The following is a 15,681-nucleotide window of genomic DNA, read 5'->3' as shown; positions in this document are numbered from 1 at the left end:
GGAATTGAAATGAATTGGATAATCCGAAATGCACAAATTCTAACAAAAAATGGTGAAGTTAAACAGGTCGATGTGAAGGTAGAGAATAAGAGAATCATCGAGATGGGAACGAATTTGATGGGGAATGAACATCAGGAATTTCAGGCAGAAGGATTACTGATTTCGCCGGGGTTTGTTGATCTTCATGTCCATTTAAGAGAACCTGGCGGTGAACACAAAGAAACGATTGAAACGGGAACGAAAGCCGCTGCCAAGGGTGGTTTCACAACGATAGCAGCGATGCCAAATACAAGACCGGTACCTGATTCTGTAGAAACCTTGCAGTCTCTTAACCAGATAATCACCGAAACAGCAAGCGTCCGGGTTTTACCATATGCCTCCATTACGGAAAGGCAAATTGGGAGAACGATCAATGATTTACCGTCCTTAAAGAAAACGGGGGCATTTGCCTTCACTGATGATGGAGTAGGAGTTCAATCAGCGGGCATGATGTTTGAAGCGATGAAAAAGGCAGCCAGCATCAAGGCATCTATTGTGGCCCATTGTGAAGAGAATACGCTGATTTACGGAGGGGTAGTTCATGAAGGGACGTTCTCCAAAGAACAGGACCTGCCGGGAATTCCCTCCATTTGTGAAGCCGTACATATAGCAAGGGATGTGCTTCTGGCAGAAGCGGCTGGCGTACATTATCATGTATGCCATATTTCGACGAAAGAATCTGTCAGAGTAGTCCGGGATGCGAAAAAGGCTGGAATCAATGTGACAGCAGAAGTGACACCGCATCATCTGATACTGTGTGAAGAAGATATACCAGGACATGATCCGAATTTCAAAATGAACCCACCATTAAGAAGTAAAGGGGACCAACAAGCGCTAATAGATGGGCTGCTAGATGGAACGATTGATTTTATCGCCACCGATCATGCTCCTCATACAGATGAGGAAAAGTCAGAAGGAATGAAACTTGCACCTTTCGGCATAGTAGGATTGGAAACAGCATTTCCGCTCCTTTACACTCACTTTGTTGAAAAAGGAATCTTTACATTGAAGCAGTTGATTGACTGGATGACGATTAAACCGAGCTCAGCCTTCAATCTTCCGTTTGGACTACTCGAAGTAGGAGGAGATGCTGACTTCACTCTCATAGATTTAAATGAACCAAAAATGATTGACCCGGCTGTATTTTTATCAAAAGGTAAAAACACCCCATTTAAAGGATGGGAGTGTAAAGGGTGGCCGGCAGCTACTTTTTATCAGGGATCTCTTGTATGGAATGAAGGAGGAAACAATCAATGAAAAGACAACTCATTTTAGACGATGGAACAGTTTTCGTAGGAGAGGGATTTGGAGCAAATGAAGAAACGATTGGTGAAGTTGTATTCAATACGAGCATGACAGGCTACCAGGAAATTATATCAGATCCATCATACTGCGGACAGCTTGTCACCATGACCTATCCACTTGTAGGGAATTACGGGATCAACCGTGACGATTTTGAATCGATCATTCCTGCAATCAAAGGGTTCATTGTGAAAGAAGTGGCAGACTTTCCTTCAAACTGGAGAAATGAATCAACATTGGATGAATTATTAAAAGTAAAAGGAATTCCAGGAATTTCAGAAATCGATACCAGAAAGTTAACAAGAATCATCAGACAGCATGGGGCAATGAAAGGTATCATTTGCTCAGCAGAATTAGAACCACAAGCGATGCTTGAGAAATTGCATGATGCACCATTACGAACAGATCAAGTCATGCAAGTTTCCACGAAAACAGCATATGCCAGTCCAGGAAGAGGCTACCGTGTCGTGTTAATGGACTTTGGGATGAAGCACGGAATCTTGAGGGAGTTAAATAAGCGTGATTGTGACGTGATAGTGGTTCCTTACGATACTTCTGCTGAAGAGATTCGCCGTTTGCAGCCTGACGGAATCATGCTATCCAATGGGCCGGGGGATCCGAAAGATGTGCCAGAAGCCATTGAAACTATTAAAGACCTAATAGGAGAAATACCACTCTTCGGAATTTGTTTAGGTCATCAATTGTTTGCACTGGCATGTGGGGGAGACTCCTTCAAAATGAAATTTGGTCACCGTGGAGGCAACCATCCAGTAAAAGAGTTGAAAACTGGAAAAGTCGCCCTGACTTCTCAAAATCACGGCTATGCAGTCGATGAAAAGTCATTGGCAGGTTCAAGAATCCAAGTAACACATATGGCCATCAATGATGGAACAGTAGAAGGACTGAAACATTTAGACTTTCCGGCATTTACGGTTCAGTATCATCCGGAAGCATCTCCAGGACCAGAGGATTCAAATTACTTATTCGATGATTTCTTACAACTTATGAAAGAAGAGAAAAGAAAGGAGCTTCAACATGCCTAAACGTACAGACATCCAAAGTATCTTAGTTATAGGAAGCGGACCCATCATCATAGGACAGGCGGCAGAATTCGACTATGCCGGAACTCAAGCATGCATCGCATTAAAAGAAGAAGGATACAGGGTTATTCTTGTAAATTCGAATCCGGCAACAATTATGACAGACGCTGAAATGGCAGATAAGGTGTATATTGAGCCATTGACACTGGAATTTGTCAGCAGGATCATCCGTAAAGAACGTCCGGATGCCCTCCTTCCAACTTTAGGTGGTCAAACGGGATTAAACTTGGCTGTTGAACTCGCTAAATCGGGGGTTTTAGAAGATTGCGGAGTAGAAATTCTGGGTACGAAACTTTCAGCAATAGAGAAAGCAGAAGACCGCGACTTATTTAGAAACCTAATGAATGAACTGAAAGAGCCGGTTCCACAGAGTGAAATCATACGTACTGTGGATGAAGCTTTTCATTTCGTGAAAGAAGTAGGATTTCCGGTCATTGTACGGCCTGCCTATACGTTAGGTGGAACTGGAGGGGGAATCTGTCACAGCGAAGATGAACTGATCGAAATTGTAACCTCAGGATTAAAATATAGCCCGGTAACCCAATGTCTATTGGAGAAAAGTATTGCAGGATTTAAAGAGATTGAATATGAGGTTATGAGGGACGCAGCCGATAACGCCATCGTCGTATGTAATATGGAAAACATTGATCCGGTTGGGATCCACACGGGAGATTCAATCGTCGTGGCACCAAGTCAAACCTTGAGTGACCGTGAATATCAAATGCTGAGGAATACAAGCTTAAAGATCATCCGTGCATTAGGAATTGAAGGAGGCTGTAATGTTCAGCTTGCCCTGGACCCTGACAGCTTTCAATATTACATCATCGAAGTAAATCCAAGGGTAAGTCGTTCGTCTGCACTTGCATCAAAAGCAACAGGATACCCTATCGCTAAGCTTGCAGCGAAGATTGCAGTTGGTCTGACCCTAGATGAAATGATGAATCCGGTAACGGGTAAAACATATGCATCATTTGAACCTGCACTTGATTATGTAGTGACCAAAATTCCTAGATGGCCATTTGATAAATTCGAAGCCGCCAAGCGTAATCTTGGGACTCAAATGAAAGCAACCGGTGAAGTAATGGCGATTGGCCGAACATTCGAAGAGTCACTTCTTAAAGCAATTCGTTCCCTGGAAAGCAATACGTATCACATGGAATTAAGTGATGCTGACCAAATGACAGACGAGTGGATCGAGAAAAGAATCCGCAAAGCCGGAGATGAACGCCTTTTCTATATCGGTGAAGCGCTGAGAAGGGGAGTGGAGATTGAGACCATACATGATTGGAGCAAAATTGACCTCTTCTTCTTATACAAAATGAATAGAATCGTAAAGTTTGAAAAGGAATTATCCCGAAATTCATTCAATCTTGAACTAGGTCAAAAAGCAAAACGCATGGGCTTTTCAGATATCACTGTGGCAAAGCTATGGAATAGCTCAGAGGCAGATGTTTATTACTGGAGAAAAGAGAATGAACTGATTCCTGTATATAAGATGGTAGACACTTGTGCAGCAGAGTTTGAATCAGAAACCCCATACTTCTACGGAACCTATGAGGATGAGAATGAATCTAGGGTTTCAGAACGGGAAAGTGTCATGGTCCTTGGATCAGGACCCATCAGGATTGGGCAGGGCGTGGAGTTTGATTACGCCACGGTTCACTCTGTATGGGCCATTAAAGAGGCAGGTTATGAAGCGATCATCGTGAACAACAATCCGGAAACCGTTTCGACTGACTTCAGTATCTCGGATAAATTATACTTCGAGCCGCTGACTGTAGAAGATGTCATGCACATCATTGATCTAGAAAAACCTAAAGGTGTAGTAGTTCAATTTGGTGGTCAAACCGCTATCAATCTGGCAGATGAGCTAGTGAGAAGGGGTGTAACGATACTCGGCACGTCACTTGAGGATCTGGACCGTGCAGAGAACCGGGATAAATTCGAACATACACTGAACGAGCTCGGCATCCCTCAACCAAAAGGGAAAACAGTAGTCTCTGTAGAAGGAGCACTTGAAATCGCAGAAAACATCGGTTATCCGGTACTGGTCAGACCATCATACGTTCTCGGTGGAAGAGCGATGGAAATCGTTTACCGGGAAGAGGAACTTCTTCATTACATGAATAATGCAGTGAAAGTCAATCCACAGCACCCGGTATTAATAGACCGTTACCTGATCGGGAAAGAAATCGAAGTGGATGCCATTTCAGACGGAGTAGACGTTGTCGTTCCTGGTATTATGGAGCATATCGAACGAGCTGGAGTTCACTCTGGAGATTCAATTGCGGTGTATCCTCCACAGCAGCTGACACCTGAACAGAAACAAACCATAGTCGATTATACAACGCGACTCGCGAAAGGCTTAAACATTGTTGGGTTACTAAATATCCAATATGTCATCTCAAAAGGCGAAGTCTTTGTTCTGGAAGTGAATCCGCGTTCCAGCCGGACAGTGCCGTTTATTAGTAAAATCACAAATGTACCGATGGCGAATATTGCAACTAAATCCATCCTCGGAATTTCCCTTAAGGATCAAGGATATGATTCAGGATTGATTCCAGAAAAACACGGTGTGTATGTAAAGGTTCCGGTATTCTCCTTTGCCAAATTAAGACGGGTGGACATTACTTTGGGACCTGAAATGAAATCAACAGGCGAAGTAATGGGGAAAGATATTACACTGGAAAAAGCCCTTTACAAAGGGATGGTTGCAGCAGGAATGCAAATGAAAGAATATGGATCGGTACTCATGACTGTGGCAGATAAAGACAAGAACGAAGCAGTTCTCTTAGCTCAGCGTTTTATCGATATTGGCTATCAGATCCTCGCGACAAAGGGGACTGCAGACCATCTGACAAAAGCCAATATCGCTGTTCGTGAAGTGGATAAGATCGGTTCCAGTGGACCTACATTATTGGATATCATTCAAAGTGGAGAAACACAGCTTGTCATCAATACTCTGACAAAAGGAAAGCAACCTGCACGGGATGGATTCAGAATCAGAAGAGAATCAGTAGAAAACGGCATTCCATGTCTAACATCTCTGGACACAGCTGAAGCCATCCTGAGAGTGATCGAATCCATGACATTCTCAGCTGAAGCCCTTGGATCACAACCGAAATCGAGAGAGGCGGTTTTTCAATGATCGTAAACGAAAAGATGGTTGTGCATTCTCATGAAAGGATAGCTGAAAACATCTTTGAACTGGTTCTACGAGGAGATTTAGTTGGTGAAATAAAGGCACCTGGCCAATTTGTCCACGTGAAAGTAGGGGCGGGAATCGACCCTTTACTTAGAAGGCCGATTTCAATCGCCTCTTTCGACCATGAAAATCTTACCATGGCATTGATCTATCGGGCTGAAGGGAAAGGAACGAGACTTCTTTCCTTAGTGAAATGTAATGAGGTTGTCGACGTTTTAGGACCGCTTGGAAATGGGTTCCCTGTGGAAGAGGGAAGAAGGACTGCTCTGTTAGTAGGTGGAGGAATAGGAGTTCCTCCGCTCTACGGTCTTTCCAAAAAGCTTGTAGAAAACGGTTGGACAGTGAAACACATCCTCGGTTTTCAGACTGAATCGGTAAGCTTTTATGAAAACAGGTTCAGGGAACTAGGTGAAACGTATGTTGCCACAGTGGACGGTTCCCTTGGCGTGAAGGGTTTTGTAACAGATGTCATCCGTGAGGAAGCGCCTGCCTATGATGTGTTTTATTCCTGCGGTCCGACACCGATGCTTAAAGCACTGGAATCACAATTGGGTGACAAACCTGGATTCATCTCATTAGAAGAACGAATGGGCTGTGGGATTGGTGCTTGTTTCGCCTGTGTTTGTCACAAACAGGATGATCCGGAAGGGCCAAGTTATGTAAAGGTTTGCAGTGACGGGCCTGTATTTCCAGTAGGGGTGGTGCAACTATGAAATCATTACAAATCGAATTACCAGGCTTGTCTTTAAAGAACCCGGTCATGCCAGCTTCAGGATGTTTTGGCTTTGGTCGTGAATATAGTCAGTTCTATGATCTAAGTGAGCTTGGAGCAATCATGATCAAAGCGACGACGGAAGAAGCACGATTTGGAAATCCGACTCCCCGGGTAGCTGAAACAAATGGAGGTATGTTAAACGCGATCGGGTTACAAAATCCTGGGCTAGCAAGTGTAATGGAAAATGAACTTCCATGGCTTTCCCAGTATGATGTACCGATCATTGCAAATGTTGCAGGGTCCCAAGTTGAGGATTATGTTGAAGTGGCAAGAGTCGTCTCTAAAGCAGAAAACGTGACAGCTCTTGAACTGAATATCTCCTGCCCAAATGTAAAAACGGGTGGAATCGCTTTTGGGACCATTCCTGAAGTGGCTAAGGAGTTGACCCAGAAGGTAAAAGAAGTCTCACAGGTACCTCTATATGTAAAGCTATCTCCGAACGTTTCCAATATCGTTGAAATGGCTAAAGCCGTTGAAGCAGGAGGAGCGGATGGCTTGACGATGATCAATACACTCCTCGGGATGAGACTCGATATGAAGACAGGAAAGCCGATCCTTGCGAACAAGACTGGGGGATTATCCGGACCGGCCATAAAGCCTGTTGCCATCCGGATGATTTATGAAGTGAGTCAACAAGTGGATCTTCCGATTATCGGGATGGGTGGAATCCAATCAGCTGAAGATGTAATTGAATACTTCTACGCAGGAGCAAGTGCCATCGCCGTAGGGACAGCGAACTTCGTTGATCCTTTCGTGTGTCAGCGAATCATAAACGAATTACCCACTTTACTTGATGAACTTGGAGTGGACCATATATCTGATTTAACCGGAAGGAGCTGGGGGAAGCATGAATCAAAAACCGTTTATAGCTCTTGATTTCCCTTCTTGGGAGATGACATCAACCTTTTTGGATCAATTTCCAAGGGGATTAAACGTAAAAGTAGGTATGGAGCTGTACCTTCAAAATGGACCGGTTATCTTAGAGAAGCTTCTAAATAAAAATCATCGTATTTTCCTTGATCTCAAGCTCCATGATATACCCAATACAGTTTACGGTGCCATGAAGGGCCTTGCGGGGTTCGACCTTGAACTGGTAAATGTACATGCTGCAGGTGGAAGCGTGATGATGGAAAGGGCGCTGGAAGGTCTTTATGCTGGCACATCTGCCAATCAAACACGTGCAAATCTGATTGCCGTTACACAGCTGACGTCGACGACGGAAGAACAAATGCAGGGAGAACAACTTATACCTAAGACCATCAATGAGTCTGTTTTGCATTACGCTACTCTTGCAAAAGAGGCGGGACTCGATGGAGTGGTATGTTCCCCGCACGAATCAACCCAGATAAGAGAACACTGTGGGGAGGACTTTATCCGTGTCACTCCAGGGATAAGGTTAGCAGAAGATCAAAAGGGAGATCAAAAAAGAGTCACTACTCCTCAAAGGGCAAAAGAATTAGGGTCTTCCTTGATTGTCGTGGGAAGAAGCATTACAGGTGCCGGAAATCCAGTGGAGGCTTATGAGCGCATCGTACATGAATGGGAGGGAAAACAATGAAACAAGAAATCGCCAAAAGACTATTAGATATCGAAGCTGTATTTTTAAACCCGAGTGAGCCGTTTACCTGGTCATCCGGAATAAAGTCCCCGATTTATTGTGATAATCGACTAACACAGTCTTATCCTTCAGTACGGAATGAAATCTCAACAGGGCTTGCCAAGATGATTCAACAGCACCTTCCTGAGGTAGAAGTTATCGCAGGAACTGCGACGGCAGGAATACCACATGCCGCTTGGGTGAGTGAGAAGTTAAATCTTCCGATGTGTTATGTTCGTTCAAAAGCGAAAGCCCACGGAAAGGGAAAGCAAATTGAAGGAAAAGTCGTCCCAGGACAAAAAGTCGTCGTTGTGGAAGATCTTATCTCTACAGGCGGAAGCTGTATAACAGCAGTTAACGCATTAAGGGAAGCGGGATGTGACGTATTGGGAGTGGTTGCCATCTTTACATATGAACTTGAAAAAGGAAAAAGGATGCTGAATGAAAATGACATCAAAGCCTATGCTTTATCCGATTATTCAAGTTTATTGGATGTAGCACTGCAAAATTCAATTATTCGTGAAGATGAATTAGAACAACTGAAGCTTTGGAGAGAGGATCCGGAGAATTGGGATAGTTAAGATGGGGAAGCAACTCGTTAGTGAGTTGCTTTTTGTTTTTTTTGTATAAAAAGACTGGGAAAAGGACGTGTGGAAGGTCATGTTTTCGGTTATCTGCCATCCCACAACTATATGCATCTTTCGACAAATCCTAAAACCTCCTGTAACGACCAAAACAAAAACACTCCCACCCAGTCCCATCTCAGACTAAATGAAAGTGCATTCTCAATATATCAATCCTTCAACGATCGTACCAAATCCAAATCAGGTGTCACATAAACGGTTTGCTGTCCTTCATAAATGACAAAACCAGGTTTTGCACCTTTTGGTTTCTTCACTTGTTTGACTTCAGTGAAATCAACAGGGACCGAGCTTGATTCACGTGCTTTACTGAAATAAGCTGCAATATTAGCCGCTTCCTTGATCGTTTCTTCTGACGGATTTTGACTCTTGATGACGACGTGAGAGCCTGGGATATCCTTCGTATGAAGCCAGGTTTCTTCCCTGCCTGCAACCTTGTTTGTTAAGTAGTCGTTTTGTTTATTATTTTTCCCAACTAGTATAGGCGTTCCGTCACTTGATGTATAATTTTCTAAGACGGGCTTTTGGTTGGCTTTTTTCTTTTTGGTTTGTTTTCGGATCCTTAAGTAGCCTTCTTCCTCAAGTTCTTCCCTTATTTCTTCAACGTCTTTCGTAGAAGCCGATTCCAACTGTTGCAGTAATTGCTCCAAGTACGCAATCTCATCGTTCGCTTTTTCAATTTGCTCATGAACAATCTTTATAGCAGTTTTGGCTTTTTGATATCGTGAGAAATAGAGTTGTGCATTGTCGGATGGCGATTTTTGCGGATTGAGAGGAATCGTAATACTCTCCCCGTTCTCATCATAGTAATTGACCACGCTAACTTCAGTCATGCCCCGTTCGACCGCATATAAATTCGAGGTAAGGAGTTCACCAAGTAATTGATAGCGATCAGCGAGCTTTGCATCTTCTAATGTTTGCTTTAATTTCTCGATTTTATTTACATTTTTATCACGTTCATTCCGGATAAATCGCTCTAGATCATTCCCTTGCTGTTTAACGCGATCACGTGCTGCCTTTTGGTAAAAGAAGCGGTCCAATAATTCACTTAAAGTGGAGAACGTTTGCTTGTCCCCTTGGATGTGCTCAAGATCCAACCAGTAAAATGTTTCTTTGTCACTGCTGATAAGGGTAGGCGTTCTGTCATCCGTTTTTGCATATTGAATTAATCGTAAGAATGATTCTGCAATCGTAGACTGGTTTCCGATTCCTGCACGATGAACTACTTCCTTTGCATAAAGAGGGGAAATTCCGGCGAAAGATTGAACAATCTGTTTATCGAGCTTGCCAGAATTAAAATCCAGAGCCCTAAGTACGTCATCCTCCGTTACTTCAAGAGGATTTCTCTTGTCCTGCTGAGGTGGAAGTACATACGTATGTCCGGGCAAGACGGTACGATGTGTGTTCATGCTTGGTGAAATATGTTTGATGCTATCAAGAATCATATTTCGTTCTTTATCGACCAAAATGATATTACTATGTCGACCCATTACTTCGACAATTAACTGTTTATAGGAAATATCACCGATTTCATTTCTGCCTTTCACTTCGAAAATGATCATCCGGTCCAGTCCTACCTGATTTATTCCCTGGACAATGTACCCTTCAAGATGCTTGCGCAAAAGCATACAGAACATGGGCGGGACAGCGGGATTTTCATAGTTTTCATTGGTCATCTGAACCCTGGAATAACTTGGGTGGGCGGATAAAAGCACCTTGTGATTTTTCCCATTTGCCCGGATGATCATGATGATTTCATTTTTATATGGTTGATGTATTTTATTGATTCGTCCGTGTAATAAATTCTCGCTCAATTCGTTCGTCATGCTTCTAGTAAATAATCCATCAAATGACATATACAACATCCTTTGCTTTAAACGGTTTCATTCGTTCATGATCCTTCTATCAGTGGTATGTTTTGAGAGTACCAAATGTAATCGATTTTACCCTTCTACAGGATAAAATGCAAAACGTATCTAAATCATATCATTTTTCAGGACGAGTCTGAATAAGAATGCTATGAGAAGGACAACTTTTCGTATCGTAGGAGGAGAGTGAAATGGTTGCATGAAATTTCATGAGATGAGACAAGAGGACATAGAGCAGTCATTAAATACAAATTATCAAGTAGGGCTTTCATCAGAGGATGTAGCAGGGAGACGAAAACAATTTGGCTATAATCAATTAGAAGAAGCTGAGAAACAGTCAGCTTTATTATTGTTTTTCAGTCAGTTCAAGGACTTCATGGTTCTCGTGTTATTGGCAGCCACGCTTATTTCCGGATTGCTTGGTGAATATATTGATGCGATTGCCATCATTGCTATTGTTTTGATTAACGGTTTCCTAGGTTTCTTTCAGGAGAGGAAAGCAGAGCGATCCCTGCAAGCATTAAAGGAGCTTTCGGCACCACAGGTAGCGGTATTGAGGGACGGTAACTGGGTGAAAATGATATCAAAAGAAGTGATAATTGGAGATATCATTCGCTTCAGCAGCGGAGATCGGATCGGAGCGGATGTCCGGCTCATTGAAGTGAATAATTTGGAGGTGGAGGAATCTGCCTTAACAGGGGAGTCAATACCTGTTACTAAATCCAAAAATCCCGTGAACGGGGAAAATATGAGTCTCGGAGACTTGGAAAATATGGCGTTCATGGGGACGATGGTCACAAGGGGCAACGGGATAGGGGTCGTAACGTCAATTGGGATGAAAACAGCGATGGGACAAATCGCTGATATGATTCAGAAGGCGGAAACCATGACTACACCTCTTCAGAGAAGACTTGAGGAACTCGGGAAAATCCTTATTACGGTTGCCCTCATATTAACGGCGCTCGTTGTTGGTATAGGGGTGATCCAAGGCCATGACATGTATACAATGTTCTTGGCAGGAGTTTCTTTGGCTGTGGCAGCCATTCCTGAAGGGTTACCGGCTATTGTGACCGTTGCTCTTTCCCTAGGCGTTCAGCGTATGATTAAGAAAAAAGCAATCGTTCGTAAGCTTCCGGCAGTTGAAACATTAGGCTGTGCATCGGTCATTTGCTCGGACAAAACAGGAACACTTACCCAAAACAAGATGACGGTTACACATCTTTGGAGCGGAGGAAGAACTTGGACCGTTACAGGATCAGGGTATGAACCCAATGGTCAATTTTACAGCGAAGAACAAAGGGTCACGCCTCACAGTGAACCCCCCCTTCAGCAATTATTGACCTTCGGGATGTTATGTAATCATGCAGAGCTTGTAACTCGGGAACAACTCTTCATCGTTGATGGAGATCCTACAGAAGGTGCAATCCTTGTGGCAGGATTAAAAGCGGGACTCACTAGAGAGTCTTTACAGAAAAAATTTACGATTGTAAAAGAATTTCCTTTCGATTCCACCAGAAAAATGATGAGTATCATCGTTGTTGACCAAAATGGTAAACATTTCTCAGTAACGAAAGGGGCTCCAGACGTATTAGTCGGGAAAAGTGAATCCATTTTATGGGAAGGTAGATTGCATGCCAAAACAAACGAGTTATCTCAAAAAGTGGAAGATGCGATCAGTGAAATGTCATCCAACGCGCTAAGAAATATTGCGATTGCATATAAACCAATCGATGCAAGATCAGTCGAATCGATGACAGAGGGGGATATAGAACATGGAGTAACGTTCATTGGTTTGCAGGGGATGATTGACCCTCCTCGCCCCGAAGTGAAACAAGCGGTGAAAGAGTGCCGAGCAGCCGGAATCAAGACAGTGATGATTACAGGAGATCATGTCTTGACGGCTAAGGCAATTGCCAAGCAGCTTGGAATCTTAAAGAATAAAGACCGGGTACTCGATGGAAAAGCATTAAACGAGATGGACGTACATGAACTCGAAGAAATGGTAGACGATGTGTCGGTGTTTGCTCGTGTATCACCAGAGCATAAACTAAAAATAGTCAAAGCATTGCAGAATAAAGGCCATGTAGTGGCGATGACGGGAGATGGAGTAAATGACGCCCCGGCCATCAAATCCTCGGATATCGGTGTATCCATGGGGATAACCGGTACAGACGTGGCGAAGGAATCTTCTTCCCTCGTATTATTGGATGATAACTTTGCCACAATTAAATCAGCAATTCAAGAAGGTAGAAATATTTACGAAAATATCCGGAAGTTCGTCCGGTATCTGCTGGCCTCTAACGTAGGGGAAATCCTTGTTATGCTATTTGCAATGATTCTGGCACTTCCGCTACCCCTGGTCCCGATACAGATTCTTTGGGTGAACCTTGTAACAGACGGGCTCCCTGCCATGGCACTTGGTCTTGATAAGCCTGAAGATGATGTGATGAAGAGAAAGCCGAGACATCCTAAGGAAGGGGTGTTCGCAAGAGGCTTAGGTTGGAAGGTCGTGTCGAGGGGGTTTTTGATTGGTGGTGCAACATTACTCGCGTTTATATTATCGTATAAGACCCACCCTGATCACCTAGCCTATGCTCAAACCGTTGCCTTTGCCACTTTGGTCATGGCTCAGCTAATCCATGTATTCGACTGCCGTAGTGAAGTATCGGTCTTTTCGAGAAATCCATTTGGGAATATGTATCTGGTCTTCGCTGTACTGTCTTCACTTGTCTTAATGTTACTTGTTATCTATATCCCTTCTTTGCAGCCGGTTTTCCATACCGTGCCGATTGTGTTAAAGGACTGGCTTTTAATCATTGGATTAAGTTCCGTTCCAACCTTTTTACTTGCCGGGTCATTTTTTGCAAGAAAAAAACAGTGAAATATGGTATAATCCTAAAGGTAATAGAGAAAAGCCTCTATTACCTTTTTTATATCAATCTCTATCCTTTTAATCTACATAGAAATATCGTCAAAAGATTGGATGTGATCGTAATGGTTGTCAGTATGACAGGCTTTGGAAGAAGCAAAGTGGATTCTGAACAACATACTGTAACGGTTGAAATGAAATCCGTTAATCACAGATTCAGTGAATGTTACATAAGAATGCCCCGACAATTAATGAAAATCGAGGATAAAATCAAGAAGCAAGTATCCCACAGCGTTAAAAGAGGAAAAGTGGATATTTTCATCACCATAACCGGGGATGGCCTGGTACATAAAAATCTACATATTGACTGGAAGCTCATTCAAGATTATTATCAGTTAGTAAATAAAGTGAAAGAAACCTACTCCTTAAAAGATGAAGTGCGATTATCACATCTCTTAAACAGGGAAGAGTTTGTGTTGATAGAAGAAATGGAAGAGGAGAATGAAGAGCTTCAGCATCTGGTTTTGAAAGCTGTTGATCAAGCAGCGACAGACCTTAAGGAAATGCGCACGAAAGAAGGGGAGCTCCTAAAGAAAGATTTTCTCACCCATCTCAACCATTTTGAAAATAGTGTATTAGAACTAACCAAGCATGCTCCGGAAGTGGTCAATCAATATAGGGAACGTTTGAGAAAAAGGATTGTAGAATACAATGAAACATCATTCGATGAAAGTCGATTACTTACGGAAGTGGCCATTTTTGCAGATAAATCCGATATTACGGAAGAACTGACGAGGTTAGAAAGTCATATCCAGTACTTTCATGCCACCTTGACAGGTGAAGGCCCTGTGGGCAGAAAATTGGATTTTATGATTCAGGAAATGAATCGTGAAGTGAATACCATAGGTTCGAAAGCAAATGATTCCTTCATTGCCACAATTGTTGTAGAACTGAAATCAACACTTGAGAAGCTTAGAGAACAAGTTCAAAATGTAGAATAAGAAGTTTAGGTTCCCATTAATCCGGCGAAACTAAACTATTGATTAGGAGGAGCGTTATGTCGATCAAGCTCATCAATATAGGATTTGGAAATATTGTTTCCGCTAACCGAATCATTTCAATTGTCAGTCCCGAATCAGCACCAATTAAACGTTTGATTCAAGATGCCAGAGATCGTGGAACACTCGTTGATGCTACATACGGAAGAAGAACTAGAGCGGTTATTATTACGGATAGCGATCACGTTATTCTTTCAGCTGTTCAACCCGAAACCGTTGCTCATCGTTTAACTGATAAAGAGGATTTAGTAGAAGAAGGGCAGGGTAAATAAATGAAAGAAAAAGGATTGCTGATCGTTCTTTCCGGACCATCAGGTGTAGGGAAAGGGACTGTTCGTAAAGCGATTTTTTCCCAGGAAGATACCAAGTTTGAATATTCCATCTCCATGACAACCCGGAATCCCCGGGAAGGAGAAGTGGATGGGGTAGATTATTTCTTCAAGTCAAGAGAAGATTTTGAATTGCTTATCGAGCAAGGAAAGCTGCTGGAGCATGCTGAGTTCGTTGGAAACTACTATGGAACGCCGGTGGACTATGTTCGCCAAACACTCGATGCCGGTAAAGATGTATTTCTTGAAATTGAAGTACAGGGGGCACAGCAGGTTAGAGATAAGTTCCCTGAAGGTTTATTTATCTTTCTCGCACCCCCAAGTCTTTCTGAACTTCAGAACCGCCTTGTAACAAGAGGAACTGAAACGGATGATCTCATCAAGGGAAGAATGAATACAGCGAGAAAAGAAATAGAAATGATGAATCTATATGATTACATTGTTGAAAATGATCAGATTGAACATGCGGTCGGTAAGATCAAGTCCATTGTGCAGGCTGAACATTGCAAGCGAGAACGAGTGCAACAACGATACTTAAATATGCTGGAGGTTGAATAAATGTTAAACCCATCGATTGATTCATTAATGAAGAAGATTGACTCTAAATATTCGTTAGTCAGTATTGCAGCTAAGCGTGCGAGAAACCTGCAAGACACAGGAGACTACCGTCTGAACAGATATGATTCCCAGAAGTTTGTAGGAAAAGCGCTGGAAGAAATTCAAGCTGGTCAATTATCCATGAAAGAAAGAGATGCCAAAGCAGTTTATTCGGATGAATAAATAGCGGGAAGCGTAATGAATAACTCTACGGGGTTGACTCAAAAGATTTCATCATCTTTTCGAGACAACCCTATTTTCTTTTTCTATCAGTATCCTTCATAATATAGGGAGGATAAAG

General features: G+C 42.7%; 13 protein-coding genes. 12 read left to right on the top strand and 1 reads right to left on the bottom strand.

The features are described from left to right. Nucleotides 1–9 precede the first annotated feature (9 nt). The 7 genes from FGG79_RS06980 to pyrE are packed head-to-tail and all read left to right on the top strand — an operon-like array spanning nt 10 to nt 8,599. Complete coding sequence (locus tag FGG79_RS06980; protein ID WP_138776994.1) at nt 10–1,296, top strand: dihydroorotase; 1,287 nt, start codon at nt 10–12, stop codon at nt 1,294–1,296. After that, nucleotides 1,293–2,384: a carbamoyl phosphate synthase small subunit gene (locus tag FGG79_RS06975; protein ID WP_138776993.1), complete on the top strand. Its 1,092-nt coding sequence runs from the start codon at nt 1,293–1,295 to the stop codon at nt 2,382–2,384. Before FGG79_RS06980 ends, FGG79_RS06975 begins: the two co-directional genes overlap by 4 nt. Further along, nucleotides 2,377–5,589, top strand: a complete 3,213-nt coding sequence (gene carB, locus FGG79_RS06970; RefSeq protein ID WP_138776992.1) for a carbamoyl-phosphate synthase large subunit — start codon at nt 2,377–2,379, stop codon at nt 5,587–5,589. Before FGG79_RS06975 ends, carB begins: the two co-directional genes overlap by 8 nt. Then, nucleotides 5,586–6,359 (top strand): dihydroorotate dehydrogenase electron transfer subunit, encoded by a 774-nt coding sequence (locus FGG79_RS06965; protein ID WP_138776991.1) that lies wholly within the window; start codon nt 5,586–5,588, stop codon nt 6,357–6,359. The genes carB and FGG79_RS06965 overlap by 4 nt, the downstream gene beginning before the upstream one ends. Beyond that, nucleotides 6,356–7,297: a dihydroorotate dehydrogenase gene (locus tag FGG79_RS06960; RefSeq protein ID WP_138776990.1), complete on the top strand. Its 942-nt coding sequence runs from the start codon at nt 6,356–6,358 to the stop codon at nt 7,295–7,297. The genes FGG79_RS06965 and FGG79_RS06960 overlap by 4 nt, the downstream gene beginning before the upstream one ends. Then, entirely contained in the window at nt 7,269–7,979 is a 711-nt protein-coding gene (pyrF, locus tag FGG79_RS06955; protein WP_138776989.1) for an orotidine-5'-phosphate decarboxylase, read from the top strand. The genes FGG79_RS06960 and pyrF overlap by 29 nt, the downstream gene beginning before the upstream one ends. Next, entirely contained in the window at nt 7,976–8,599 is a 624-nt protein-coding gene (gene pyrE / locus FGG79_RS06950; RefSeq protein ID WP_138776988.1) for an orotate phosphoribosyltransferase, read from the top strand. Before pyrF ends, pyrE begins: the two co-directional genes overlap by 4 nt. A 212-nt stretch (nt 8,600–8,811) precedes the next feature. On the opposite strand, the gene FGG79_RS06945 is transcribed toward pyrE, so the two are convergent. Continuing rightward, on the bottom strand, nt 8,812–10,515 hold the full coding sequence (locus tag FGG79_RS06945) for an Rqc2 family fibronectin-binding protein (protein ID WP_138776987.1): 1,704 nt from the start codon (nt 10,513–10,515) through the stop codon (nt 8,812–8,814). Between the two features lie 211 nt (nt 10,516–10,726). Between FGG79_RS06945 and FGG79_RS06940 the strand changes: the two genes are divergently transcribed. The 5 genes from FGG79_RS06940 (at nt 10,727) to rpoZ (ending at nt 15,563) form a co-directional block, all read left to right on the top strand. Next, nucleotides 10,727–13,408, top strand: a complete 2,682-nt coding sequence (locus FGG79_RS06940) for a cation-translocating P-type ATPase (RefSeq protein ID WP_138776986.1) — start codon at nt 10,727–10,729, stop codon at nt 13,406–13,408. A gap of 113 nt (nt 13,409–13,521) precedes the next feature. Beyond that, a complete protein-coding gene (locus FGG79_RS06935; protein ID WP_138776985.1) occupies nt 13,522–14,397 on the top strand; it encodes a YicC/YloC family endoribonuclease in 876 nt (291 codons plus the stop codon). Nucleotides 14,398–14,453: 56 nt separating this feature from the next. After that, nucleotides 14,454–14,726 carry an extracellular matrix/biofilm regulator RemA gene (gene remA / locus FGG79_RS06930; protein WP_034755776.1) on the top strand — a complete coding sequence of 91 codons (273 nt, stop codon included), beginning with the start codon at nt 14,454–14,456 and terminating at the stop codon, nt 14,724–14,726. After that, complete coding sequence (gmk, locus tag FGG79_RS06925) at nt 14,727–15,341, top strand: guanylate kinase (RefSeq protein ID WP_138776984.1); 615 nt, start codon at nt 14,727–14,729, stop codon at nt 15,339–15,341. Beyond that, nucleotides 15,342–15,563 carry a DNA-directed RNA polymerase subunit omega gene (rpoZ, locus tag FGG79_RS06920; RefSeq protein ID WP_138776983.1) on the top strand — a complete coding sequence of 74 codons (222 nt, stop codon included), beginning with the start codon at nt 15,342–15,344 and terminating at the stop codon, nt 15,561–15,563. Nucleotides 15,564–15,681: the final 118 nt, after the last annotated feature.

This window comes from Bacillus sp. BHET2 (genome assembly GCF_005938125.1).
Classification (GTDB): domain Bacteria; phylum Bacillota; class Bacilli; order Bacillales; family Bacillaceae_B; genus Rossellomorea.
The sequence above is the reverse complement of the archived record's forward strand: the minus strand, read 5'-3'. Positions and strand labels throughout refer to the sequence as shown.